This is a genomic window from Dietzia natronolimnaea, from assembly GCF_002289575.1.
GTDB lineage: Bacteria > Actinomycetota > Actinomycetes > Mycobacteriales > Mycobacteriaceae > Dietzia > Dietzia natronolimnaea_A.
In genome coordinates this window covers 46,003-69,873 of the sequence record NZ_NTGA01000001.1, presented here as the reverse complement: position 1 = coordinate 69,873, position 23,871 = coordinate 46,003, and the positions used below count along the sequence as shown (strand labels likewise).

25 protein-coding genes are annotated in these 23,871 nt (G+C 70.4%); 2 read left to right on the top strand and 23 right to left on the bottom strand.

Annotated elements, in window-relative coordinates:
- Positions 1-59: 59 nt before the first annotated feature.
- Positions 60-1,169: a 23S rRNA (adenine(2503)-C(2))-methyltransferase RlmN gene (gene rlmN, locus CEY15_RS00340; protein ID WP_095716872.1), complete on the bottom strand. Its 1,110-nt coding sequence runs from the start codon at positions 1,167-1,169 to the stop codon at positions 60-62.
- An 86-nt stretch (positions 1,170-1,255) separates the two neighbouring features.
- Between rlmN and CEY15_RS00335 the strand changes: the two genes are divergently transcribed.
- Positions 1,256-1,684: a LapA family protein gene (locus CEY15_RS00335; RefSeq protein ID WP_095716804.1), complete on the top strand. Its 429-nt coding sequence runs from the start codon at positions 1,256-1,258 to the stop codon at positions 1,682-1,684.
- Between the two features lie 23 nt (positions 1,685-1,707).
- Here CEY15_RS00335 and CEY15_RS00330 read toward each other — a convergent pair whose 3' ends face one another.
- The 5 genes from CEY15_RS00330 to rpsB all read right to left on the bottom strand — a co-directional run bounded on the left by CEY15_RS00330 (position 1,708) and on the right by rpsB (position 6,127).
- A complete protein-coding gene (locus CEY15_RS00330) occupies positions 1,708-2,637 on the bottom strand; it encodes a phosphatidate cytidylyltransferase (protein WP_245847031.1) in 930 nt (309 codons plus the stop codon).
- Positions 2,634-3,191 carry a ribosome recycling factor gene (gene frr / locus CEY15_RS00325; protein ID WP_095716803.1) on the bottom strand — a complete coding sequence of 186 codons (558 nt, stop codon included), beginning with the start codon at positions 3,189-3,191 and terminating at the stop codon, positions 2,634-2,636. Before frr ends, CEY15_RS00330 begins: the two co-directional genes overlap by 4 nt.
- Positions 3,192-3,239: 48 nt before the next feature.
- Positions 3,240-3,965, bottom strand: a complete 726-nt coding sequence (pyrH, locus tag CEY15_RS00320; protein ID WP_095716802.1) for a UMP kinase — start codon at positions 3,963-3,965, stop codon at positions 3,240-3,242.
- Positions 3,966-4,203: 238 nt separating this feature from the next.
- Positions 4,204-5,028 (bottom strand): translation elongation factor Ts, encoded by an 825-nt coding sequence (tsf, locus tag CEY15_RS00315; protein ID WP_095716801.1) that lies wholly within the window; start codon positions 5,026-5,028, stop codon positions 4,204-4,206.
- A 202-nt stretch (positions 5,029-5,230) separates the two neighbouring features.
- Positions 5,231-6,127 (bottom strand): 30S ribosomal protein S2, encoded by an 897-nt coding sequence (rpsB, locus tag CEY15_RS00310; protein ID WP_017836971.1) that lies wholly within the window; start codon positions 6,125-6,127, stop codon positions 5,231-5,233.
- A gap of 391 nt (positions 6,128-6,518) precedes the next feature.
- Between rpsB and CEY15_RS00305 the strand changes: the two genes are divergently transcribed.
- Positions 6,519-7,118, top strand: a complete 600-nt coding sequence (locus CEY15_RS00305; protein WP_176474971.1) for a M23 family metallopeptidase — start codon at positions 6,519-6,521, stop codon at positions 7,116-7,118.
- A gap of 94 nt (positions 7,119-7,212) precedes the next feature.
- Here the strand turns inward: CEY15_RS00305 and CEY15_RS00300 are convergent, their stop codons facing one another.
- The 17 genes from CEY15_RS00300 to ftsY all read right to left on the bottom strand — a co-directional run bounded on the left by CEY15_RS00300 (position 7,213) and on the right by ftsY (position 23,779).
- The gene (locus tag CEY15_RS00300; RefSeq protein WP_095716800.1) at positions 7,213-8,181 is read right to left on the bottom strand and encodes a tyrosine recombinase XerC; all 969 of its coding nucleotides are present in this window, start codon (positions 8,179-8,181) and stop codon (positions 7,213-7,215) included.
- Positions 8,182-8,241: 60 nt separating this feature from the next.
- The gene (gene dprA / locus CEY15_RS00295; protein ID WP_095716799.1) at positions 8,242-9,441 is read right to left on the bottom strand and encodes a DNA-processing protein DprA; all 1,200 of its coding nucleotides are present in this window, start codon (positions 9,439-9,441) and stop codon (positions 8,242-8,244) included.
- Positions 9,441-10,958: a YifB family Mg chelatase-like AAA ATPase gene (locus tag CEY15_RS00290; RefSeq protein ID WP_017836975.1), complete on the bottom strand. Its 1,518-nt coding sequence runs from the start codon at positions 10,956-10,958 to the stop codon at positions 9,441-9,443. Before CEY15_RS00290 ends, dprA begins: the two co-directional genes overlap by 1 nt.
- Before the next feature lies 1 nt (position 10,959).
- A complete protein-coding gene (locus CEY15_RS00285; protein WP_176474973.1) occupies positions 10,960-11,361 on the bottom strand; it encodes a YraN family protein in 402 nt (133 codons plus the stop codon).
- Between the two features lie 145 nt (positions 11,362-11,506).
- Entirely contained in the window at positions 11,507-11,812 is a 306-nt protein-coding gene (locus tag CEY15_RS00280; protein ID WP_007632861.1) for a DUF2469 domain-containing protein, read from the bottom strand.
- Positions 11,809-12,486, bottom strand: a complete 678-nt coding sequence (locus CEY15_RS00275) for a ribonuclease HII (RefSeq protein ID WP_017836977.1) — start codon at positions 12,484-12,486, stop codon at positions 11,809-11,811. Before CEY15_RS00275 ends, CEY15_RS00280 begins: the two co-directional genes overlap by 4 nt.
- The gene (gene lepB, locus CEY15_RS00270) at positions 12,483-13,277 is read right to left on the bottom strand and encodes a signal peptidase I (RefSeq protein WP_095716797.1); all 795 of its coding nucleotides are present in this window, start codon (positions 13,275-13,277) and stop codon (positions 12,483-12,485) included. Before lepB ends, CEY15_RS00275 begins: the two co-directional genes overlap by 4 nt.
- 62 nt (positions 13,278-13,339) lie before the next feature.
- The gene (gene rplS / locus CEY15_RS00265) at positions 13,340-13,681 is read right to left on the bottom strand and encodes a 50S ribosomal protein L19 (protein WP_017836979.1); all 342 of its coding nucleotides are present in this window, start codon (positions 13,679-13,681) and stop codon (positions 13,340-13,342) included.
- A gap of 163 nt (positions 13,682-13,844) precedes the next feature.
- Positions 13,845-14,609, bottom strand: coding sequence for a tRNA (guanosine(37)-N1)-methyltransferase TrmD (trmD, locus tag CEY15_RS00260; RefSeq protein ID WP_095716870.1), 765 nt, complete (start codon positions 14,607-14,609; stop codon positions 13,845-13,847).
- 32 nt (positions 14,610-14,641) lie between these two features.
- A complete protein-coding gene (gene rimM, locus CEY15_RS00255; RefSeq protein ID WP_095716796.1) occupies positions 14,642-15,175 on the bottom strand; it encodes a ribosome maturation factor RimM in 534 nt (177 codons plus the stop codon).
- A gap of 35 nt (positions 15,176-15,210) precedes the next feature.
- Entirely contained in the window at positions 15,211-15,453 is a 243-nt protein-coding gene (locus CEY15_RS00250; protein WP_095716795.1) for an RNA-binding protein, read from the bottom strand.
- A 5-nt stretch (positions 15,454-15,458) separates the two neighbouring features.
- On the bottom strand, positions 15,459-15,968 hold the full coding sequence (rpsP, locus tag CEY15_RS00245; RefSeq protein WP_095716794.1) for a 30S ribosomal protein S16: 510 nt from the start codon (positions 15,966-15,968) through the stop codon (positions 15,459-15,461).
- 245 nt (positions 15,969-16,213) lie between these two features.
- Complete coding sequence (gene ffh / locus CEY15_RS00240; RefSeq protein WP_017836984.1) at positions 16,214-17,788, bottom strand: signal recognition particle protein; 1,575 nt, start codon at positions 17,786-17,788, stop codon at positions 16,214-16,216.
- Between the two features lie 64 nt (positions 17,789-17,852).
- Positions 17,853-20,228, bottom strand: coding sequence for a [protein-PII] uridylyltransferase (locus CEY15_RS00235; protein WP_095716793.1), 2,376 nt, complete (start codon positions 20,226-20,228; stop codon positions 17,853-17,855).
- 189 nt (positions 20,229-20,417) lie between these two features.
- A complete protein-coding gene (locus CEY15_RS00230) occupies positions 20,418-20,756 on the bottom strand; it encodes a P-II family nitrogen regulator (protein WP_095716792.1) in 339 nt (112 codons plus the stop codon).
- A gap of 28 nt (positions 20,757-20,784) precedes the next feature.
- A complete protein-coding gene (locus CEY15_RS00225; RefSeq protein ID WP_095716869.1) occupies positions 20,785-22,080 on the bottom strand; it encodes an ammonium transporter in 1,296 nt (431 codons plus the stop codon).
- Positions 22,081-22,309: 229 nt separating this feature from the next.
- The gene (gene ftsY, locus CEY15_RS00220) at positions 22,310-23,779 is read right to left on the bottom strand and encodes a signal recognition particle-docking protein FtsY (protein ID WP_095716791.1); all 1,470 of its coding nucleotides are present in this window, start codon (positions 23,777-23,779) and stop codon (positions 22,310-22,312) included.
- Between the last annotated feature and the right edge of the window lie 92 nt (positions 23,780-23,871).

The following is a 23,871-nucleotide window of genomic DNA, read 5'->3' as shown; positions in this document are numbered from 1 at the left end:
GTCTGGGCCGGCTGGCCTCACCTCGCGAGCCTCACCCCCGGGCTCTCACTGCTCAGCGTTCATTCCTCAGCGGCGAGTTGGCCGCAGGCGGCCGCGATCTCCTGCCCCCGGGTGTCCCTGACGGTGCAGGACACCCCGGACTGCCGAACCGCCGCCACGAACGCGTCCTGCTGGTGCTTCGGGCTGGCGTCCCACTCACTGCCCGGAGTCGGGTTGAGCGGGATCAGGTTCACATGAGCCATGGGCCCGAGCCGCTGGGTGAGCAGCCGACCCAACATCTCCCCGCGCCAGGTCTGGTCGTTGACGTCGCGGATGAGCGCGTATTCGATCGACACGCGACGACCCGTGGCGTCGGCGTAGTGCCGCGCGGCGTCCATGACCTCGGTGACGGGCCACCTGTTGTTGACGGGGACCAGGGTGTCGCGCAGTTCGTCGTCGGGAGTGTGCAGGGACACCGCCAGGGTGACGTGCAGCCCCTCCTCCGCGAGCCGGTGGATGGCGGGCACCACTCCCACGGTCGACACCGTGACCGACCGCTGAGACAGTCCGAACCCGGATGGCGGCGGGGAGACGATCCCCCGGACCGCGGTGAGAACCCGCTTGTAGTTGGCCAGCGGCTCCCCCATCCCCATGAACACCACGTTGGACAGTCGGCCCGGCCCCCCGGGGACCTCACCGTCCCGCATGGCCCGGGCCGCTTCCCTGACCTGTTCGAGGATCTCGGCGGCCGAGAGATTGCGCTGGAGGCCGGCCTGCCCGGTTGCACAGAACGGGCACGCCATTCCACACCCGGCCTGGCTCGAGATACACAGCGTGGCGCGATCGGGGTAACGCATGAGGACGCTCTCGACCAGTGAGCCGTCGTGGAGTTTCCACAGCGTCTTGCGCGTGGTGCCCCCGTCCGCCTCGATGTGCCGGACGGAGGAGGCCAGGCGCGGGAACAGCTCCGAACCGATCTGCTCGCGCAGACCGGCCGGCAGATCTGTCATCGCACCCGGATCTGCCTCGAGGCGACCGAAGTACTGGTTGGCGAGCTGCTTGCCCCGGAACGCGGGGACCCCGAGTTCGCCCATCGCCTCGGCCCGGCCCGCGGCGTCGAGATCTGCGAAGTGACGAGGGGGAAGACCCCGCCGGGGGGCGTCGAAGACGAGGGGTAGTGGCTCAACCATGATGGGTGCCATTGTGTCAGAAACCGGTCTGCACGACACACCGCCAGCGGATGCCGCGGGCCGGGCGGAGGGAATAGAGTCCTGGCATGCCCACGCGTTCGCACGAACCAGTTGATCCCCAGCACACCGAGCACACCGCCGGAGCGGGGGAGATCGCGCCGGTCGAGGACACCCACGCCTCGGCTCCTGCGACGGTCCCCGCCGAGGACCCACGCGGCGGTCGCGGGACCCACGACGACGTCATGGACACCCACGGCGGCAAGCTGGGGTCGGCCTGGGTGGGACTGGTCCTCGGCGCCCTGGTGACGATCCTGTTGTTGATCTTCATCGCGCAGAACACCACGTCCACGGACGTCCGCTACCTCGGCCTCGAGTTCAGCCTCCCGTTGGGGGTGCTGATCCTGTTCGCCGCGATCGCCGGGGCGCTGATCATGGCCCTGTTCGCCGGGTTCCGCATCCTTCAGCTGCGGATGCGTGCCCGCCGGGCGCGAAAGGTCGGCGCCCGGGGGCACTGACCTGCCCGCGGTGCCGGGTGCGGTCAGGTCGGGACGACGAAGGTGAAGATGATCCACACCACGACGGCGGTGGGCAGGACCGAGTCCAGGCGGTCCATGAACCCGCCGTGACCCGGCAGCATGGTACCCATGTCCTTGATCCCGAGGTCCCGCTTGACCTGCGATTCGATGAGGTCGCCCAGGGTCGCGGTGAACACGGTGAGGACGCCCAACAGAACGCCCTTGAAGACGTTGTCGTCGAACAACAACACCACGACGAGCGCACCACCGACGATGGCGAACACCATCGAGCCGGCGAAGCCCTCCCACGACTTCTTGGGGCTCACCGCGGGCGCCATCGGATGCTTGCCGAACAGCACGCCGGTGACGTATCCCCCGACGTCCGAACACACGACCAACAGGATCAGGGCGACGACCCGCTGGGCCCCGAAGTCGCCATCCGCGAGCATGGCCCCGAGAGAGCCCGGGACCGCGATCCACACGAGGACGAAGACGGCGACCGAGACGTCACGGAGATAGTTCTGCGGCGCCGTGGTAAGGCCCGCCATCAACAGCCGCCAGACCAGGACCAGAACCGTCGTGGCGGCGAACGCCGCGAAGGCACCCCTGGCCCCGGCGAAGAACCCGGCCCAGACCATCGCCTGCCCGCCCAGGAGCAGAGGCACGAGCGGGAGCCGGAACTGGGCTTGCCGCAGCCGCTTGAACACCTCCCAGGTCCCGATGGCCACCGCGCCTGCGGCGACCAGGTACCAGGCCCGGGGGTTGAACGCGATGCTCGCGATCACCAGAGCCCCGAGCCCGACGCCCACCGGGATGGCGCGGGTCAGGTCCCTTCCCGCCCGCGACGGCGGAGCAGCGGCCGCGGCTGTGGGCCCGGGTGGGCCGGGCGGGGCGGTGTCCACGGCATTCTCCTCGGATCTCGGTGGTCGGTCGGCGGGTGCGTCGGTGGTCACACCTCCATGAGCTCGCCTTCCTTGCCCTTGACGAGCTCGTCCACGTCGGCCACGTACCGATGGGTGAGCTTGTCGAGCTCCTTCTCGGCGGCGTTGACCTCGTCCTCGCCGGCCTCGCCGTCCTTGACGATGCGCTTGAGTTCATCCATCGCCTTGCGACGGACACCGCGCAGTGCGATGCGGCCGTCCTCCGCCTTCGACTTGGCCTGCTTGACCAGGTCGCGGCGCCGCTCCTCGGTGAGCTGCGGAACCGTCACGCGGAGGACCTGGCCGTCGTTGGTCGGATTGACGCCGAGATCGGAATTGCGGATGGCGTTCTCGATCGGACCGATCTGGGACATCTCGTACGGCTTGATGATGAGCATCCGGGGTTCGGGTACCGAGATACTCGCCATCTGGGTGATGGGGGTCAGGGTCCCGTAGTACTCGCACAGCACCCGGTTGAACATGCCGGGGTTGGCGCGACCGGTGCGGATGCCGGCGAGCTCGTCACGGACGTGCTCGACTGCCTTCTCCATCTTCTCCTCGGCCTCGAGCAGGGTGTCGTCGATCATGTGGTGTCTTCCGTTCTCTACGTGAGTGAGGTGGGCGGGCCCTGCGCCTCAGGCCGGGCTGCTGACGAGGGTTCCGATCTCCTCACCGGCGACGGCGCGCGCGATGTTGCCCTCGGTGAGGAGGTTGAAGACCAGGATGGGCATCTTGTTGTCCATGCAGAGGCTGAACGCGGTCGTGTCGGCGACCTTCAGTCCCCGTTCCAGGCACTCGCGGTGCTCGATCCGTGCGAAGAGTTCGGCCTCGGGGTTGGTCCGCGGGTCGTCGGAGTAGACCCCGTCGACGGCCTTGGCCATCAACAGCACCTCGGCCTTGATCTCGAGCGCCCGTTGGGCGGCTGTCGTGTCCGTGGAGAAGTAGGGCATTCCCATGCCGGCGCCGAAGATCACCACACGCCCCTTCTCCAGATGCCTCTCAGCACGAAGGGGGATGTACGGTTCCGCGACCTGACCCATGTGGATGGCGGTCTGCACCCGCGTGGACACGCCCTCCTGCTCGAGGAAGTCCTGCAGCGCCAGACAGTTCATGACGGTGCCGAGCATCCCCATGTAGTCGCTTCGTGCGCGGTCGAGGCCACGCTGCTGCAACTGGGCGCCGCGGAAGAAGTTCCCGCCGCCGATGACGATCGCGATCTGCGCGCCGGTGCGGGACACCTCGGCGATCTGCCTGGCGACCGACTGGACCACATCGGGGTCGATCCCCACGCCGCCCCCGCCGAACATCTCTCCGCCCAGCTTGAGCATCACACGCTTGTAGCCGTCCCGCGGGTCGGTCATCGCTCTCCTCGTCCCGGACGGATCACGCCCGTCTCGTGCGTCAACGCCCCCGACGCCGTCGTCGAGAGGCCGTACGGCCCTTGGTGGGACCTCGTCTATTCTGCCCTATCGCCCAGGGCGCCACACCGCACCCCGCGCGTTCGGAGACGGCAGCCGTCCGACATACGCCGACGGCGGCACCCGGGAGCCGGGTGCCGCCGTCGGACAAGGATCCGCCACCGCGGATACCAGGGGTGGATCAGGCCTGGCCGACCTCGAAACGGAGGAAGGCCGTCACCGTGGCGCCGGCCTCGGTGAGGAGAGCGCCGACAGTCTTCTTGCTGTCGGTGACGGACGGCTGGTCCAGCAGGACGACGTCCTTGTAGAAGCCGTTGAGACGACCCTCGACGATCTTCTGCAGAGCCTGCTCCGGCTTGCCCTCCTCGCGGGCGGTGGCCTCGGCGATCTCGCGCTCCTTGGCCACGATGTCGGCGGGGACCTCGTCGCGCGAGACGTACTGCGCCTTGAGCGCGGCGATCTGCATGGCGGCCGAGCGGGCGGCCGCCTCGGCGGCCTCACCCTGGCCCTCGTAGGCCACCAGGACGCCGACCGCCGGCGGGAGGTCGGAGGAGCGCTTGTGGAGGTAGACGGCGACCGGGCCGTCGAGCTTGCCCACGCGACGCAGGACCAGCTTCTCGCCCGACTTCGCGGAGAACGAGACCACCGCGTCGGCGACCGGCGAGCCGTCGAGGTCGGCGTTGTTGAGCGCGTCGAGATCGGAGATGCCCTGCGCGGCGGCGACGGCGACGATCCTGTCGGCCAGCGCGATGAACTCGGCGCTCTTCGCGACGAAGTCGGTCTCGGAGTTGAGCTCGATCATGACGCCGTCCTTGACGGCGACCAGGCCCTCGGCGGTGGTGCGCTCCGCACGCTTGCCCACATCCTTGGCGCCCTTGATGCGCAGGACCTCGACGGCCTTGTCGAAGTCGCCGTCGGTCTCCTCGAGTGCCTTCTTGCAGTCCATCATCCCGGAGCCGGTGAGCTCACGCAGACGCTTGACGTCGGCAGCGGTGTAGTTCGCCATGGTGGGGCGACCCTCCTAAAAGAGTTTCGTGATGTATCGGAAGTTGTTGGCGTCGGCCGGCGGGCGCGATCGACTCCACCCTAGACGCCGTGGCGCCGGTGGACCCCTCGCCCGCCTTCACCGACACCTCGGGCCCGGCGCCCCGGGAGATCCCCGCAGGGATCGTGGGCGGCCGGGCCCGAGGTGTTCGAGCGTTCGGAGGTCAGGCCTCGGGGGCCGGCGCCTCGGAGGTGGCGGCGGCGATCTCCTGCGCATCGGCCTCGGGGGCGTCGGCGACGGGCGACTCCGTGCCGGTGACCTGGGCGGGCGTCTCGGCGCCCTCGGCCGCGGCGGAGCCGGTCACCTGGTCGAGCTGCTCGGCCTCCCACTCGGCGAGCGGCTCGGCCTCCTCGCCGGTGGCCTTGCCGGCCTGGGAGCGGGCCTTGAGCCCCTCGGCGACGGCGGAGGCGATGACCCGGGTCAGGACGCTGACCGAACGGATCGCGTCGTCGTTGGCCGGGATCGGGTAGTCCACCAGGTCGGGATCGCAGTTGGTGTCGAGCAGGGCGACGACCGGGATGTTGAGCTTGCGAGCCTCGCCGACCGCGATGTGCTCCTTGTTGGTGTCGACGATCCACACCACGGACGGCACCTTGGTCATGTCGCGCATACCGCCGAGCGTGCGCGCCAGCTTGGTCATCTCACGCGTGAGCATGAGAATCTCCTTCTTGGTGCGACCCTCGAACCCGCCCGACTGCTCCATCGCCTCGAGTTCCTTGAGGCGGATGAGGCGCTGGTGCACGGTCTGGAAGTTGGTGAGCATGCCGCCCAGCCACCGCTGGTTGACGTACGGCATACCGACCTTGGCGGCCTCCTCGGCGATGGCCTCCTGGGCCTGCTTCTTGGTGCCGACGAACAGGACGGTGCCGCCGTGGGCGACGGTCTCCTTGACGAACTCGTACGCCTGGTCGATGTACGTCAGGGTCTGCTGCAGGTCGATGATGTAGATGCCGTTGCGGTCGGTGAAGATGAACCGCCGCATCTTCGGGTTCCAGCGACGGGTCTGGTGGCCGAAGTGGGCACCTGCGTCGAGCAGCTGCTTCATGGAGATGACTGCCATGATGGGTTGAGGGCTCGTCCGGCTTGGAAGCAGCCGGACCGCGAGGCCCTCGTCCTCGCTTTCTGTGTATCGGGTTACGCCCGTGAGACCGGGTGGTCTCGGGCCCTGGTGTCCGCAGCGGACCGAACCCCCGACGAGCAGGGGCACCTACAGGTCCGCTGTCCGGTGAAGCCGGGGCTGCTCGCCCCGGGTCCGGATGCCCCCTTGCGTGAAGGGCGCAGGACACGCGAAGTCAATCGACGTCAGTCGACCGCGTCGAAAATCATAACCCGCCTGCGCCCGCGCTCCAACACGCCTCACCAGCCGGCCCTTCTGTGGATCGTCGTCCGCCCCTTCCACAGCTTCGGCCTGAGGGCGGGCTTCACCCTGGTCCGACGGGTGTACTCACACCATGGGATCCACGAGACCGGCCACCGCGACGACGCCCTCACGCCCGACCAGGGCGTCCACTGTCGTGTCCGCAGCGGCGTTGGTGGCAGTAGTCGGGATCCTGGCGGTGGCGCCTCAGGCCGCGGCGGTCCCGGAACCTCCGCGCCGGGACCTGCGGGGGCCGCTTCCCGGGCCGGTGTCGGCGGTGAGGCCCTTCGACCCTCCCGCGCAGCGTTGGCTGTCGGGGCACCGTGGTGTCGACCTGGCGGCGCCTCCCCTCGTGGTCATCCGCGCACCTGCCGCCGGCACCGTGGTGTTCGCGGGCGCCGTGGGCGGTCGTCCGGTGCTCTCGATCGATCACGGCGGGGGGCTCCGCACGACCTACGAACCGGTCCGGGCCACCGTGCGCACCGGGGATGGCGTCACCACCGGGGACACGGTGGGACATCTTGTCGCCGGCCACGCCGGGTGTCCCGTTCAGGCGTGTCTGCACTGGGGTGCGCGCCTCGCGTCGGGAGGGCCGCCGGGTGACGACGACTACATCGACCCGCTGAGCCTTCTCTCGGTCCACGACCGGCCGATCCGCCTCAAGCCGACACTGCCCGGCGACGGGGCCGCCTGACCCGCACCGAGCTGACCCAGGCTGGGCTGACCCATGCTGAGTTGACCCACGCAGAGCCGACCGCGCAGATCCGACCCAGGCAGAGCCGACCCGGTCAGGCCCTCGGGTGGGCGCCCCGGTAGGCGGCGCGGAGCCGCTCCGCTGAGACGTGTGTGTACACCTGGGTGGTCGCCGGGGTCGAGTGGCCCAGGAGTTCCTGGACGTGGCGGAGGTCCGCGCCACCCTCGAGCAGATGGGTCGCGCTGCTGTGCCTCAGTGCGTGGGGCGAGACCTGGGGTGACCCGGGGGTGGCGGCCGTGACCTCGTTGACCGCCCGCCGCGCCGCCCGGGGGTCGAGGCGGCCCCCGCGTGCCCCCAGGAGCAGGGCCGGTCCGGAGGCGGGGGTGGCCAGCGCGGGTCGTCCTCCCTCGAGCCAGGCGCGCAGTGCCCGGTCGGCGGGCGGGCCGTAGGGGACCGCGCGCTCCCGGTCCCCCTTGCCGACCACCCTCAACAGTCGCCGCTCGGTGTCGAGATCGTCCACGTCCAGTCCGCACAGCTCGGCCACGCGGATTCCGCACGAATAGAGCAACTCCACGACCAGCCGATCCCGAAGGGCGATCGGGTCGCCCTCCGCGGCCCCGAGGTCGGCGGTCCGGATCGTCTCGGAGGCCTGGACCCGATCGAGGATCTGAGGCAGATGACGCCGAGCCCGCGGCGCCTCCAGCCGGGCCGCGACATCCATGGAAAGGACACCCCTGCGGAAGGCCCACGTACTGAACGACCGGGCGGCGGCCACGCGCCGCGCAATGGTCGACCGGGCAGCCCCGGCGCCGACCTGCGCGGCCAGCCACCCCCTCAGCGCGGGCAGGGTGAGCGATCCGGCGAGGTCGGCCGCGGTGTCCGGGCCGTCGCCGTCGGATCCGAGATGAGTGAGCAGTGCCCGCACATCGGAGCGATACGAGCGGGCGGTGGCCTCGGAGCGCGATCGTCCGGTTCTGAGATCAGTGACGTAGTCGTCGACGACGTCCTCGAGGGCGAGCGGGAGCGGGCCGTGACCGCCTGTCGCGCCATGCGTGTGCCCCATGAGAAACAATTGTCACGCCCGCCACCGTGGCGCGCAAGAATAATGCCGGCATGAGGGTTCTCACGCCACCGGGATCGTCAGCTGGACGCCGCCGTCCCCGGATCTGCGCCACCCTTCGGGACCGCGGACCGCCGCGCCCGCGGACAGTAGCCGGCCCAGTACGGCGCGGGTGACACTCGGCGCCGTCCCCGCGGATGCCGCGACCTCGGCCGGTGCGGACCCACCGGTGATGGGCAGCGCCTCCAGGACCCGCCTGGTCACGTCGTCCAACCCGTCCCAGGTGCTCGAACGCCCGTGGGGCGGGTCGGCGGTCTCCCCCATGTCGCCGGCCAGCTCGACCACGTCCGCCGTCCTGGTGACCAGCACCGCTCCCCTGTCCCGCGCGAGCAGATGGCACCCCACCGACGCGACCGAGGTGACCGGGCCCGGAACGACGCCCACAGGACGGTCCAGGGCAGCCGCCCACGCCGCGGTGCTCAGCGCGCCGCTGCGGGCGGCCGCCTCGACCACCACCGTCGCCCTGCCCAGAGCCGCGATGAGCCTGTTCCGGTCGAGGAACCGGTACCGGGTCACCCCGGTACCCGGAGCCTGAGCCGAGACCACCGCGCCGGACTCCGCGACCGCCTGCAGCATTCCGTCGTTGCCGCGGGGATAGAACCGGTCCACTCCCCCGGCGAGGACCGCGATCGTGCTCCCGCCCGCACCGAGGACCGCACGATGGGCTGCCGCGTCGATCCCGAACGCGCCGCCGGAGACCACCGTGAACCCCTCCGCGCAGACGCCGGAGGCGAGGTCGGCGGTGACCGCTCTCCCATACGAGGTGGGGGCACGGGTACCCACCACGGCGACGGATCTCCCGAGCGTCCGCAAGGGATCCGCGGCACCCCGCCACCACAGGCCCAGTGGGCGCAGCGCCGTGGCCACCCCGCCCCGGCCGCCGGTCCGCAGCCACCTCGGCCTGTCCAACGGTTCGAGGGCCTGCGCGGGCCACCCCGGGTCCCCGGGAACCACCAGGCGTGCGCCGACCTCGCCGGCGGCCTCCATGAGCGCCGCACCGTCCACCCGGTCACGGCGGGACTCCGACTGCTCAGCCAGCCTGGCCGGCACCCGGCCGGACCGGATGCGGTCACCGGCCTCCACCGGCCCGACCCGGTCCACCAGATCCCACAGTTCCGCCGTCGGGCGTTCGGTCACCGCCCCCAGGTACGCGTACGCCCTCCGAACCTCCGGCGCCACCACCATGTCGTCCTCACCGACCATCAGTCCTCCCCCCTCAAGACCAGCGCTTCGGACACGTGTGCCTCCCCGGGCACCCCGGCACCGTCGAGATCCGCGACCGTCCACGCCAACCGCAGGCAGCGGTCCACACCGCGGGGAGACAACACCCCGAGTGCGAGAGAGCGGTTCAGGGGGCGAAGTGCGCGCGGATCCAATCCACGCCCGGCCCGCAGTACCCTTCCGGGGACTCCGGCGTTGGTCCGCGCACCCGCGGCGCCCGGGCACGCCGCCCACCTCTCGGCGGCGGCCCTTCTCGCCGCCGCCACCCGGTCCCGCACCGCGGCGCTGTCCTCCTCCTCGCCGACCGCGAACAGCCCCGACCCCACGGGCATCGTCCGGGCCAGGATGTCCACCCGGTCGCGCAGCGGGCCGGTCAGGGCCCTTCCGTAGCGGCGCCGTGCGTCCGGAGTGCACGAACAGTCCGAGGGTCGCGGTGAGCCGCACGGGCAGTCGTTCGCCGCCATCACCAGCTGGAATCGGGCGGGGAACACCGACACCCCGTCCCGACGCGCGATCCGGACCTCCCCGTCCTCGAGTGGGGTCCGCAGGCTGTCGAGGACCCTTCCGGAGAACTCGGCGCACTCGTCCAGGAAGAGCACCCCCCGGTGCGCGAGAGTCACGGCTCCGGGCGTGGCGGTGTTGGTCCCACCGCCGACGAGCGACGCCGCCGAGGCGGTGTGATGCGGGGCGACGAACGGTGGGCGCCGGAGGAGCGGGTCATTATCCGACAGACGGCCCATCACCGAGTGGATCGCCGTGGCCTCGAGCGCGTCCCGCTCACCGAGATCCGGGAGTAGACCAGGCAGACGTCGGGCCAACATGGTCTTGCCCGTCCCGGGCGCACCCCGCAGCAGCATCGCGTGCCCACCGGCCGCCGCCACCTCGACGGCGCGACGGCAGTCGTCCTGGCCGTGCACCTCCGCCAGGTCCATTCCGTCGTCCGCATCTGCGGCGGACGGCTCCGGGGCCACGGTGACCAGGTCACCCGCACCCCGGCTCCACGTCGCCAACATGGCCAGGCACTCCACCCCCGCCGTGTCGATGCCGCCCACCAGCCTCGCCTCGGCCAGGTTGCACGCCGGGACGATCGCCCGTCGCAGACCCGCCTCTCGCGCCGCGAGCACCGCCGGGAGTACTCCGCGGACCGGCCGGATGCGCCCGTCGAGCGCCAGCTCGCCGACCAGGAGTGTGCCCTCGAACCCGCCGGCCGGGAGCTCTCCGGACGCGGTGAGCGCCCCGACCGCGAGTGCCACGTCGAACCCCGACCCGCGCTTGGGCAGGGCCGCCGGCGACAGCGAGAGCACCACCTTTCCCTTCGGCCAGGACAGGCCCGAGTTGACCACCGCCGCCCGCATCCGCTCCCTGGACTGCATGACCGCGCCGTCACCCATCCCCACGATGCTCACGCCGGGAAGCCCGCGCCCGACGTCGGCCTCGACCTCGACGAGCTGGCCGCCGATCCCCGAGAGAGTCACCGCCCACGTCCGTCCGAGCGCCATCTCAGAACACGTCCTCGAACAGCTCGAGGCGTGGACGGGAGGAGTCGGCCAGGTCTACTCCGATCACGTCAAAGCAGACCTGCCGCCAGGGACCCGGATTGGCCGCCAGCCACTCCCCCGCCAACTGGCGCAGACGGCGCCGCTTTGCGGCCGTCACCGATTCGGCCGGTGTCCCGAACCCGGTGCCGGTCCGCGTGCGGACCTCTACGAAACGCAACCGGCCCCCTGCGTCCAGGGCGACCAGGTCGAGTTCCCCCGTCCGGCTCCGCCAGTTCCGGCTGATCACCGCGCCCCCACGCGCCTCGATCAGCCCCGCGGCGTGCGCCTCCCCGATCGCCCCGGTCCGCCGGCGACCGTCGCCCCCGTGCGTGCCGGCGACCGATCCCGCCCTGTCCCCCGCCATCGCGAGCCCCTCCCCGGCAGCCCGGCCCATCCGGGCCACCGCGGCTCACCATGCCGGACGACTCCGGCCCGATCCGCTGGACACGGACCGGGCCGGGCGCTGCTTGTGGAGGCGCGGGAGGGTGTGGAGGACGAGCTGTCGAGCCCTACTCCGGGAGGCGGAGTTCGGGCTTGTCCAGCTCCTCGATGTTGACGTCCTTGAAGGTCAGGACCCGCACGTACTTGACGAAACGTGCAGGCCGGTACATATCCCACACCCAGGCGTCGGACATCCGGACGTCGAAGTAGACCTCGCCGTCCGCGGACCTCGGGATCAGTTCGACCGCGTTGGCGAGATAGAAGCGCCGCTCCGTCTCGACGACATAGGTGAACTGGCCGACGATGTCGCGGTACTCGCGGTACAGCGAGAGCTCCATCTCGGTCTCGTAGTTCTCCAGATCCTCGGCGCTCATCTAGTGCTGCTCCTCGAATGCGCCTGGGCGGCGCGACGGACGTTGGCGTACGACATCCGGTGGATGTCGCTGGGACCGAGCTGCTCGATCGCCCTGGCGTGACCCGGGGTGCTGTACCCCTTGTGGGCGGCGAAACCGTAGCCCGGGTACCTCGGGTCGAGGTCCACCATAATCCGATCCCGGGTGACCTTTGCGAGGACACTCGCGGCGGCGATCGATGCGACGACCTCGTCGCCCCCGATCACCGCGGTGGACTGGCATCCGAGCCCGTCCACGGCGAACCCGTCGGTCAGGACGAAGCCCGGCGGCGGGTCGAGGGCTGCCACCGCGCGGCGCATTCCCTCGAGGTTGCACCGGTGGACCCCGCGCTCGTCTATGCGGTCCGGTTCGATCACCACCACGGACGCCGCGACGGCTCTGCGCAACACCGCGTCGTGGAGGCGCTCCCGGGTCGCGGGAGACAGCTTCTTGGAGTCGTCCAGGTCGGCGAGATCCGCCGTGAGACGGCCACCCAGCACGCACGCCGCCACCACCAGTGGACCCGCGCACGAACCGCGCCCGGCCTCGTCCACACCGGCGACCGGCCCGAGACCGCGCCGTCCCAGGGCCGCCTCGAGCGCCAGCCGTCCGTCACGCCGGGTCACCCTCACCCGGCCCGGTCGGACCGGGCTCACCCCGCGGTGATGTCCGGTGAGGGGACGGACCCGATCCGGTTGAACGGGAGTATGATGGCCTGCACCTTGCCGATGATGTTCCCCTCGGGAACGGTGCCCTGGAACTCGTCGCCCATGTGGTAGCGGGAGTCCGCCGAATTGCTCCGGTTGTCGCCCATCACCCAGTAGTTGCCCTCCGGAACGGTGACAGGCCCGAACGCGCAGTTGAGCGGATTACGATCGACGGCGGGGTCCGCGTTGCGGTACGGCTCGTCCAGCGGCTCACCGTCCACCAGGAGGCCCCCGTCCGGCGAGCACCCGCCCACGGTCTGACCGCCCACCGCGATGACCCGCTTGACCATGTCGTTCTGGTCGGGCGGGACGACGCCGATGACACCGCCGATGTCCTGCAGTGTCCGGATGACCGGGTTGTCCGACCGGATGGACTGGTACCCCTGGTTCCAGGAATCCGGCCCCTCGAACACCACGACATCCCCGGGCTGCGGATCGCCGAACCGGTACGAGATCTTGTCCACGAAGATCCGGTCACCCGTGCAGCCGGCACACCCGTGCAGCGTGGGCTCCATCGACTCCGACGGGATCTGGTAGACCCGCCCGACGAAGGTCTGGAAGACGAACACCAGGACCAGTGCGATCACCACCAGCATGGGAATCTCGATGTACCAGGGTTGGCCCTTCTTCTCGGCGGCGCGCGCGTGGCGACGACCTCCACCCACGCCTCGAGCCGGGTCCCCGTCTTCTCGGGGGCCCGGCTCGGAGGGGTTCTGTCCAGGTGATTCGGTGCTGCTCACCCGGACGAGCGTAGTCGATCGGCCATCGCAGACGGCGGCCGAGTCCGACTCGCCCTACATGCTCAGCGCTTCTCCTTGATCTTCGCGGCCTTACCGCGGAGGTTACGGAGGTAGTACAGCTTGGCGCGACGGACGTCACCGCGGGTCAGGACATCGATGTGGTCGATGGTCGGCGAGTGGACCGGGAAGGTGCGCTCGACGCCGACGCCGAAGGAGACCTTGCGGACGGTGAAGGTCTCGCGGACGCCACCACCCTGGCGACGGATCACGACGCCCTTGAAGACCTGGACGCGCTCCTTCGAGCCCTCGATGACCTTGACGTGCACGTCGAGCGTGTCGCCGGGGCGGAACGCCGGGATGTCGTCGCGGAGCGACTTGTTGTCGATGAAGTCGAGAGTGTTCATTGTGTTCCTCGGATGTCAGGAATTGAGGACAGAGGACCCTGGCGCCCGCCGTCAGGCGGGTCGACCGGTTCGTGCCCCGATCAGCGCGACCGTCCGCGAACGCACGGGTGCGCCCGGATGATCAACCTCGCTAGTGTGCCACTACCCCTCGGCCGAGCCCAAATCAGTCGGTGCGCTCAGGCCGGTCGACGGACCTCAGGGTCTCCAGGTCCGCGGGACCGAGATCAGCCCGGTCGAGCAGCTCGGGTCGACGTCGCGCGGTGCGCCGGAGAGACTCGTCGCGCCGCCACCGCGCGATCCTCGCGTGGTCGCCGCTCTTCAGCACCGCGGGGACGGGCCGGTCCCGCCACACTTCGGGCCGGGTGTAGCTCGGCCCCTCGAGGAGGCCGTCGGAGAAGGAGTCCTCCTCGTGACTACGCTGGTTGCCCAGCACTCCGGGGAGGAGTCTGACGACGGCCTCCGCCATCACCAGGACGGCCACCTCTCCCCCGATCAGGACGTAGTCGCCGATGCTCACCTCCTCCACGTCCATCCGTGTCGAGGCCTCGTCGATCACCCGCTGATCGATTCCCTCGTACCGACCGCAGGCGAAGAGCAGGTGACCGCGGGTTGCGTACCTGTGGGCATCGGCCTGGGTGAACGGTCGTCCCGCGGGGGTGGGCACGATGAGCAGGGGCCGTTCCGCGGAGGAGTCCGCGGACGGCGGTACCAACTCGTCGAGGGCGTCGCCCCAGACCGTCGGCCGCATGACCATGCCGGGGCCGCCACCGAACGGGGTGTCATCCACCGAGCGGTGGACGTCGTGAGCCCAGTCGCGGAGGTCGTGGACCTGGAGGTCAAGAATTCCGCGGTCGATCGCCCGCCCGGGCAGTGCCAGACGCAGGGGCGAGAGATAGTCCGGGAACGCCGTGACGACGTCGAGCCGCATCCGTGGGGCGACGACCGGATCGTCGGGTCCGGTCACGCGGTCCCCAGGTCGAGTAGCCCCTCCGGCGGGTCGATCACGCAGGTACCGGCGACGACGTCCACCCGGGGGACGATCCGGGCGACGAAGGGCACCAGGGCGTCGGACCCATCCGTCAGGCGCACGGCGAGGAGTTCCCCACCCGGTGTGTGCACGACCTCGGTGACCTCCCCGAGCTCCGCCCCGCCGGTGTCCAGAACCGTCAGGCCGACCAACTGGTGGTCGTGGAATTCGTCCGGATCCCCGGTGTCCGGCAGGGCTTCGGAGTCGACGAGCAGGAGCATTCCACGCAACGCGTCGGCGGAGTCCCGGTCCGAGACTCCGGCCAGACGCACGAGAAGCCGCCCGGAATGATCCCGGGCGGCTTCCACGGTGACGTCGCGGTCGGTGGCGGTCCGCCCCTTGCCGGTGCGGCCCACCAGTCGCTCGCCCACCGCGAAACGTTCACGGGGGGAGTCGGTCCGCACCTCCACCACCAGCTCTCCGCGGACCCCGTGGGACTTCACGACGCGGCCCACGACGAGTTCCATGACGTCCTTCCGGTGCGGGTGGGATCCGAGTGGGACTAGCGGTCGGTGTCGACCACGTCGACCCGGACGTCCGGCCCGCCGACGGCGGAGACGATCGTCCGGATCGCGGACGCGGTACGGCCGCCGCGGCCGATCACGCGACCGAGGTCGTCGGGCGACACGGTCACGCGGATCACTGTGCCGCGCCGACCGCCGCTCGCCCTGACCGAGACCGCATCGGGATCCGACACGATACCGCGGACGAGATGGTCGACGGCGTCGACGACCATGTCATCCATCGGACTCAGGCCTCGGCGTTCTCTGCGTCGGCCGACCCGGCCTCGGCGGACTCGGTCTCAGAGGCCTCGGAGGCGGCCTTCTTCGCGTCATCCTCGGCCTTCTTGGCCTCCTCGGCCTGCTTGGCCTTCTCGGCCTTGCGCTTGGTGGTGATGGCCTCGGCGGACGGCTCGCCCTGGGCCTCCTCGAGCGCCTTATTGAACAGGTCCAGCTTGCTGGGCTTGGGCTCGGCCACGCGGAGGGTGCCCTCGGCGCCCTCGATGCCCTTGAACTTCTGCCAGTCGCCGGTGATCTTGAGCAGCGACTCGACGGCCTCGGTCGGCTGCGCGCCGACACCCAGCCAGTACTGCGCACGCTCGGAGTCGATCTGGATGAAGCTCGGCTCCTCCTTGGGACGGTAGAGCCCGATCGTCTCGATCGCGCGCCCGTCGCGACGGGTGCGGGCGTCGGCCACGACCACCCGGTACTGCGGGTTACGGATCTTGCCGAGGCGGGTGAGCTTGATCTTGACGGCCATGTGGCGTCTCGCTTTCTCTTGCGGGTCACGTGGCGATTCAGCGACACCCGCACGTGTTGCGGGGCCCGGTTTCGCCTTCCGGGTGACCGCCGCTCGGCGCGGGCACCGGCCGCTGAGAACACGGCAGGACCCACCGGTGACGGCGTCCAGCGCACCAGTCTAAACGCCCCGGCGCCGCCGGTACCAATCGGCGTTCACCCGGCTGCCGGGTCGGCGCTCGCCGGACGCGGCCCGCGCCCGGGACCTCAGCGCTTGGGGAACTTGAGGTCGTTCAGGTCGATCCCCTCGAGTCCCGGCGGCAGCTTGTCCAGTCCGGGCGGCATCTGCGAGAGGTCCGGCATCCCCCCGGGGGGCATCCCCGGCATCCCGGGGGGCATCCCCGGCATCCCACCGGGCATCATTCCCCGGTTCTTGGGCTGCGTCGGTCCCCTGCCCTTGCCCTTGCCCTTCTTGCCCTTGCGCTGGTTCTTCCGCCCGGCTCCGGGCATACCCATCTGGCCGGCCATGCGGCTCATCATCTTGCGGGCCTCGAAGAACCGGTCCACCAACTGGTTGACATCGGTGACCGTGACCCCGGAGCCCTTGGCGATGCGCTGGCGGCGGGATCCGTTGATGATCTTGGGGTCGGCCCGCTCGGCCGGTGTCATCCCTCGGATGATCGCCTGGATGCGGTCCAGGTACTTCTCGTCGATGTCCCCGACGGCCGCCTTCATGTCCTTGCCGCCGGGCAGCATCCCAAGGAGATTGCCGATGGGGCCCATCTTGCGGATCATCAGCATCTGGTCGAGGAAGTCCTCGAGGGTGAGTTCCCCCGATCCGATCTTGGCCGCGGTCTTCTCCGCGTCCTTGGCGTCGAAGACCGTCTCGGCCTGCTCGATGAGCGAGAGCACATCGCCCATGCCGAGGATCCGGCTCGACATGCGGTCGGGGTGGAAGACGTCGAAGTCTTCGAGCTTCTCCCCGTTCGAGGCGAACATGATCGGCATGCCGGTGAGTTCGCGGACGCTCAGCGCGGCGCCACCACGGGCGTCACCGTCGAGCTTGGTCAGGACGACGCCGGTGAAGCCGACACCCTCGCGGAAGGCCTCCGCCGTGATGACGGCGTCCTGGCCGATCATCGCGTCGAGCACGAAGAAGGTCTCGTCCGGCTGGACCGCGTCCCGGATGCCCCTGGCCTGGGCCATGAGCTCCTCGTCGATACCCAACCGGCCGGCGGTGTCGACGATCACGACGTCGTGCATCTTGGCGCGGGCATGCGCGAGACCCCGCTGGGCCACCGTCACCGGCTCCTGGACCCCGACGTCCTCTCCGTCGCCCCCGACCGACGTCCCGGGGTGGGGGGCGAAGACCTGCACGCCGGCGCGCTCACCGACGATGCGGAGCTGATCGACCGCACCCGGTCGCTGGAGGTCACAGGCCACGAGGAGCGGCGTGTGCCCCTGGCCCTTGAGCCAGTGCGCGAGTTTGCCCGCGAGCGTGGTCTTTCCCGCACCCTGCAGGCCGGCGAGCATGATCACCGTGGGGGGCTGCTTGGCGAACTCGATCCGGCGGGCCTCACCGCCGAGGATCGCGGTCAGTTCCGCGTCGACGATCTTGACGACCTGCTGCGCCGGGTTGAGGGCCTCGGACACCTCCGAGCCCTTGGCCCGTTCCTTGACGCGGGAGATGAACGTGCGCACCACGGGCAGCGCGACGTCCGCCTCGAGCAGCGCGAGGCGGATCTCGCGCGCGGTCGCATCGATGTCTGCGTCGCTTAGCCGCCCCTTCCCGCGCAGGTCCTTGAGCGCACCTGCCAGGCGATCGGACAAGGAATCGAACACGGCTACAGCTCCCTGGGTCGCGGGCCGGGGGCGTGGTGCCCCCGGCGTCGTCGACGACGACTGATCACAGGGTATCGGCACGCCCGACGCCGGGCGTCGCGGGATCACGCCGGGGAAGCAGGGACTCCACCTCCGTCGCCGTACTGAGTACGGCTCCGGGGCCGGACAGCGCGAAGACGTCCTCGACCGCGGCACCGCGTGTGCGCACCACGACCCAGTCGATCCTCGCCCCCTTGGCCAGGATCGCCGCGATGACCTTCGCGAACAGCCCCGGCCTGTCCTCCGCTCTGACCTCGAGCAGAATGCCCTCGGCGTCCGTCCGCCGGTTCACCAGGACCGACGACCTGGCCTGGGGCGGGCCGATCATCCGCGAGGCGTTGCGTGCCAGCGCGGCCCGCAGGGACGCCGCCACCCCGGAGTCGACCGCCCGGCGCAGGTCCTGGCGCAGCACTTTCGGGTCCACGGGATCCCCGAAACGGGTGGACACCGTCATCTTGGCGCGCACCCCCCCGGGCGGTCGCAGGTCTATCTCCCCGTCGACGATCTCCAGACGGTGTGCGGCGAGCACCTCCGCCGTCACCGCGAGAGACTTCCCCGAGCCGGGCACGACGAGGGTGAGCTCGTGATTGGTCCCCGTCCCCGCGGGTCGCATCTCGACCACCACATCGGGGGGGCCGTGCGGGCGGGTGGCGTCGACGGTCGGGGCCTCCACGGCGCCGGGCTGCGATCCCAGGCGGTCCCGGCACGCGTCGACCAGCATCGAATGTGCCCGGGCCCGGCCAGGGGTCCACACCGTGGGCCCGGTGGCCAGCGAGTCGGCCTCGGTGAGGGTGGCGAGAACGTCGAAGGCGGTCGCGTCCTGCTCGAGCGTGGTCAGCACCGAGTCGGCCGTCGCCGGATCCGAGGGATCACGCCTGGTCGCGGTTACCGCCAGCAGCAGGTGATGCCGGACGATCCTGACCAGGGTGTCGACATCGGCAGGGTCGAGTCCCATGCGGCGCACGATCGGCCCGACCATCTCGGCGCCCGTCTCACTGTGGTCGCCCTCGCGGCTCTTTCCCAGGTCGTGAAGGAGCGCCGACAACAGGAGAAGATCCGCACGCGCCACCGAGGTGGTCAACCGGGACGCCTCCACCGCGGTCTGCACCAGGTGTCGGTCGACCGTGTAGACGTGGGCCCGGTCCCGTGCCGGAAGGTCCCGTACGCCCGACCACTCCGGGAGCATCCGCTCCCACAGGCCACTGCGGTCCAGCGCCTCGATGACCGGCACCTGTCCCTCACCGGACCCCAGCAGGACGAGCAGGTCCGACAGCGCCTCGGCGGGCCACCGCCCCTCGGGGACCGGGGAACGCTCCACCAGCACCCCGAGAGTCGAGCCGGCCACGGGGAGCCCGAACCGGGCCGCCGCCGCCGCCACCCGTAGTGGGAGCCACGGGTCCTCGGTGACACGGGCGTTCCTCGCGAGTGCCACCTCACCGGCGTGCTCCACCACGCCGTCGTCGAGTGGTCTGCGGACCGGCGATCTGCGCAGCAGCCCGGTCAGACCGCGGGAGGACAGCGACGCGCACGAGCCCCGGATGGCCTGATCCGCGGTGAACGCGATGGTCCGGGAGGCGTCACTGAGCGCACGGGCGAGGTCGAAGCGATCGCCCAGCCCGAGCGCCAGCCCCACCTCGTCCCCGTACTCGGCGTGCAGTACCTCCCGGGGCCGCCCGCTCACCCGGTGGAGCTCCGTCCGCGCGTCGAGCACGAGCCGGTGCGCGGCCGTCAGCCCTCCGGGGACGACCGGGCGCCCGTCACTGAGGTGTGCGACGGCGAGCGCGGTGACCAACTGCGAATCCCGCAGGCCTCCCACGCCGTTCTTGAGATCGGGTTCACTCCGGTGCGCGATCACTCCGGACCGCTGACGCCGGGCCACGGCGGCGGCCACGAGATCGTCGAACCGGGAGGCGATCTGGTCACGCCACTGGCGCCGGGCGCCGTCGACCACGAGCGCGCCCAGGTCCGCGTCCCCGGCGATCACCCGGGCGTCCAGCAGACTCAATCCCACCGAGACGTCCGCAGCCGCCACCGCGAGACACTGGTCCACGGTCCGGACACTGTGATCCAGGCCCACGCCCGAGTCCCACAGGGGGTACCACATGGCGTCGGCGATCTCACCGACGTCGCGGTCGGGTCGTCTCTCGTGCACCAGCACCAGGTCGAGGTCGGAGTACGGGAGCACCTCACGCCGGCCGAGCCCGCCGAAGGCCACGAGGGCGAACCCGGACCCCGGGCCGATCCCCGCCTCCTCCGCGAGCCGTCCGAGTTCCATCTCGTACAACTCGCACAGTGCGTCCCGCAGGTGCGCCGCGGGGAGGTCGGCCGTCGTGGCAGAGAGGATCTGCTCGCGTCCGTCCCGCAGCGCCATGGCCCGCTCACCGTCCCCCGTCAGGCTCACGTCGTCCCTCTTTTCCTCATGAGTGTGTCTCCAGACTGTCGGCCCCGTGTCACCTCGCGGCGGCCACGGTGTTTCACTTCGGTGAACGCCGGTGCACGCTCACCGAGATCCCCGGTGAGCCAGGGGGAATCACTGAGAAACGCGGTCGACCCCGGGTCCGGGGTCGACCGCGCCTCGTGGTGTCGTCGATCAGATCGCGGCGTCGCCCGCCTCGCCCGTGCGGACCCGGACGATGCTCTCGACGTGGGTCACCCAGACTTTTCCGTCGCCGATCTTCCCGGTTCGCGCAGCATCCACGACCAGTTGGACGACGGTGTCGGCGGTCTCGTCGTCGACGACCACCTCGACCCGGATCTTGGGTACGAAGTCCACGGCGTACTCCGCACCGCGATAGACCTCGGTGTGACCCTTCTGGCGGCCGTAACCCTGGACCTCACTGATGGTGAGACCGTGGATTCCCGCCTGTTCGAGTGCTGCCTTGACGTCGTCGAGCGTGAACGGCTTGACGATCGCGGTGACGAGCTTCATGTCAGGGGTTCCTTTCGCAGATGTCGGCTCAACGGATGAGCGCGTTGGTGGAGGCCTCGTACGCGGACTCCGCGTGCTCGGCGCCGTCGATACCGGACTGCTCGTCCGTCTCGCTGATGCGCCATCCCAGCGGGCGGCAGATCACGTAGGCGATCGCGGTCATGATGGCGGTGAAGACGAGCGCCGCCACGGCGATCACGATCTGGACCACGAGCAGCTTCCACCCGTCTGCCGAGTAGAACACGCCGGCATCGGTGTCGAAGGTGCCGGTGGCCAGGAGGCCGATCGCGATGGTGCCCCAGAGACCCGCCACGAGGTGGACGCCGACGACGTCGAGCGAGTCGTCGTAGCCGAAGCGGTGCTTGAGTCCCACGGCGAGGGCACACAGGGCGCCGGACACGGCACCGAGGGCGATCGCGCCGAGGGGGTGGACCGACCCCGCGGCCGGGGTGATGGCGACCAGACCGGCGACGACGCCCGAGGCCGCACCGAGGCTGGTCGGATGACCGTCCCTGATCCGCTCGGTGAGGAGCCAGCCGAGCATCGCGGCGGCCGTGGCGACGGTGGTGTTGATCCAGGCCAGGCCGGCGGCACCGTTGGCGCCGAACGCCGAACCGGCGTTGAAGCCGAACCAGCCGAACCACAGCAGACCGGCGCCGAGCATGACGAGCGGGAGGCTGTGGGGCCGGAACGCGGTGCGGCCGAAGTCGTAGCGCTTGCCGATCAACAGGACGAGGACCAGCGCCGCCATACCGGCGTTGATGTGGACGACCGTGCCACCGGCGAAGTCGACCGGGGCCACTGCCGCGGTGAGACCGCCCTCACCGTCGTCGACGGTGCCGAAGATCATCGAGGCGAGGCTGTTCTCCGAATGCGAGAGGAGCCCGCCGCCCCAGACCATGTGGGCCATGGGGAAGTAGGCCAGCGTGACCCACACGGCGGCGAAGGTCAGCCAGGTACCGAACTTCACGCGCTCGGCGATGGCTCCCGAGATGAGGGCGACGGTGATGATCGCGAAGGTGACCTGGAAGCCCACGTCGACGACCTGCGGGTAGGCCCCCGATGCGGACGTCACCCAGTTCTCGGCGTCGCCGATCACCCCGGCGAGACCGAACATCTCGAAGGGGTTCGCGAACAGACCGAGCACGTCCTGCTCGCCGTAGGACATCGACCAGCCCCACAGCACGTAGACGATCCCGACGACCCCCATCGCGCTGAACGACATCATCATCATGTTGAGCACTGACTTCTGGCGGGACATCCCGCCGTAGAACATCGCCAGTGCGGGCGTCATGAGCAGGACCAGGGATGCCGCCATGAGCATCCAGGCCGTGTCTCCCGCATCGATCTCCGTCGTCGCCTCCTGGGCGAGCAACAAGACACTGTCACCTCTCACGGTGAGGTCCTCCTCGTCTCCATGGTGAGCGTTTGTCACTCACTCTCGGTTCAGAAGAATTCCTTTCCGCTGTTTCAGCCGATGCGCGGTCGTGTTTCCGGTCTGTAACGTGGCCGGCCCTGTGGTTCCGATCGTGTGTCCTGTGTACCCGTGCGTCCTAGGTTCCGAGCAGGGCGTCGACGAACGCCTCGGGCGCGAACGGCGCGAGGTCGTCGGCCCCCTCGCCCAGCCCGACGAGCTTGACGGGAACGCCGAGTTCGTGTTGGACCTGGAAGACGATGCCGCCCTTGGCGGTGCCGTCGAGTTTGGTCAGCACCACGCCGGTGATGTCGACGACGTCCTTGAACACGCGCGCCTGCATGAGACCGTTCTGCCCGGTCGTCGCGTCGATCACCAGGAGCACCTCGTCGACGGGGGTCTTCTTCTCCACGACCCGCTTGACCTTCCCGAGCTCGTCCATGAGACCGGTCTTGGTGTGGAGGCGGCCGGCGGTGTCCACCAGGACCGCGTCCACCCCGGTATCGACTCCCCGGGCGACGGCGTCGAACGCCACGGACGCGGGATCCGCGCCCTCCTTGCCGCGGACGACCTCCGCTCCCACTCGTTCGGCCCACGTCTGGAGCTGGTCGGCGGCCGCGGCGCGGAAGGTGTCGGCGGCGCCGAGCAGGATGTCGCGCCCGTCGGCGACCAGGACGCGGGCGAGCTTGCCGGTGGTGGTGGTCTTGCCGGTGCCGTTGACCCCGACCACCAGGATCACGGCGGGTGTGCCGTCGTTCGGCAGTGCACGCAGTGAACGGTCGTACTCGGGATGCAGGTTGTCCACCAGGGCCTGCCGCAGCAGGTCGCGGACCTCGGCCTCCGTGCGGACCTGCCGGGTCGCGATGTCCCCGCGCAGGCGGTCGATGACGCGCTGGGTGACCGCGGTGCCCAGGTCCGCCATGATCAGGGTGTCCTCGATCTCCTCCCAGGCGTCCTCGTCGAGATCACCGGCGCCCAGGAGCCCGAGCAGGCCCTGCCCCACGGCGCCCTGGGAGCGCGCCAGCCGACCACGGAGGCGGTCGAGACGCCCCTCGGACGGGTCGATCCGCTCGACCGGGGCCACCGGGGAGGGGGCACCGGTGATCAGCTCGGTCGTCGGAACCGGGACCTCCTCGTCCGGGACCTCCGGCGGGACGACGACCGGTTCGACGGGCGCCGGTTCGACGACGACGGTGTCCTCGCTCGGACCGGACAGGGTGTCCGGCTCGGGAGCGACCGGGGTCTCGGCGGGCCCGGGGACGTCGACCGGCCGGGGGGTGTCGATCGGCGGGGGCGTCTCAACGGGCGGGGTCGCGCCGACGGGCGGAGTCGTGTGGACGGGCGGGGTGGTGTGGACCGGAGGCGGCGTCTGACGCGGCAGGGGCTCCCTCGGGGGTGCCGCGGTGGCGGTCCCACCCGCCTCGGTGAACGAGAAGCCGGTCCCCGCCTGGTAGTTGCCCGAGCGGTCCTCGCGGGTCAGTTCCCTGTGCTCCTCCGGTCTGCTCAGGGAGATCTGTCGCCTCTTGCGCAACTGCAGACCCACGACCAGTGCCAGGAGGGCGAGCACCAGGACAGCGACGACGGCGATGACGATCCAGGTGGTGTTCATGGTGCCCAGTATGAACGACGCCCCCCGTCGGCATCCCGACCCCGGGTGGCGAGGGCGGACCTAGACTGGCGCGCGTTCCCGTAAGGAGGTGT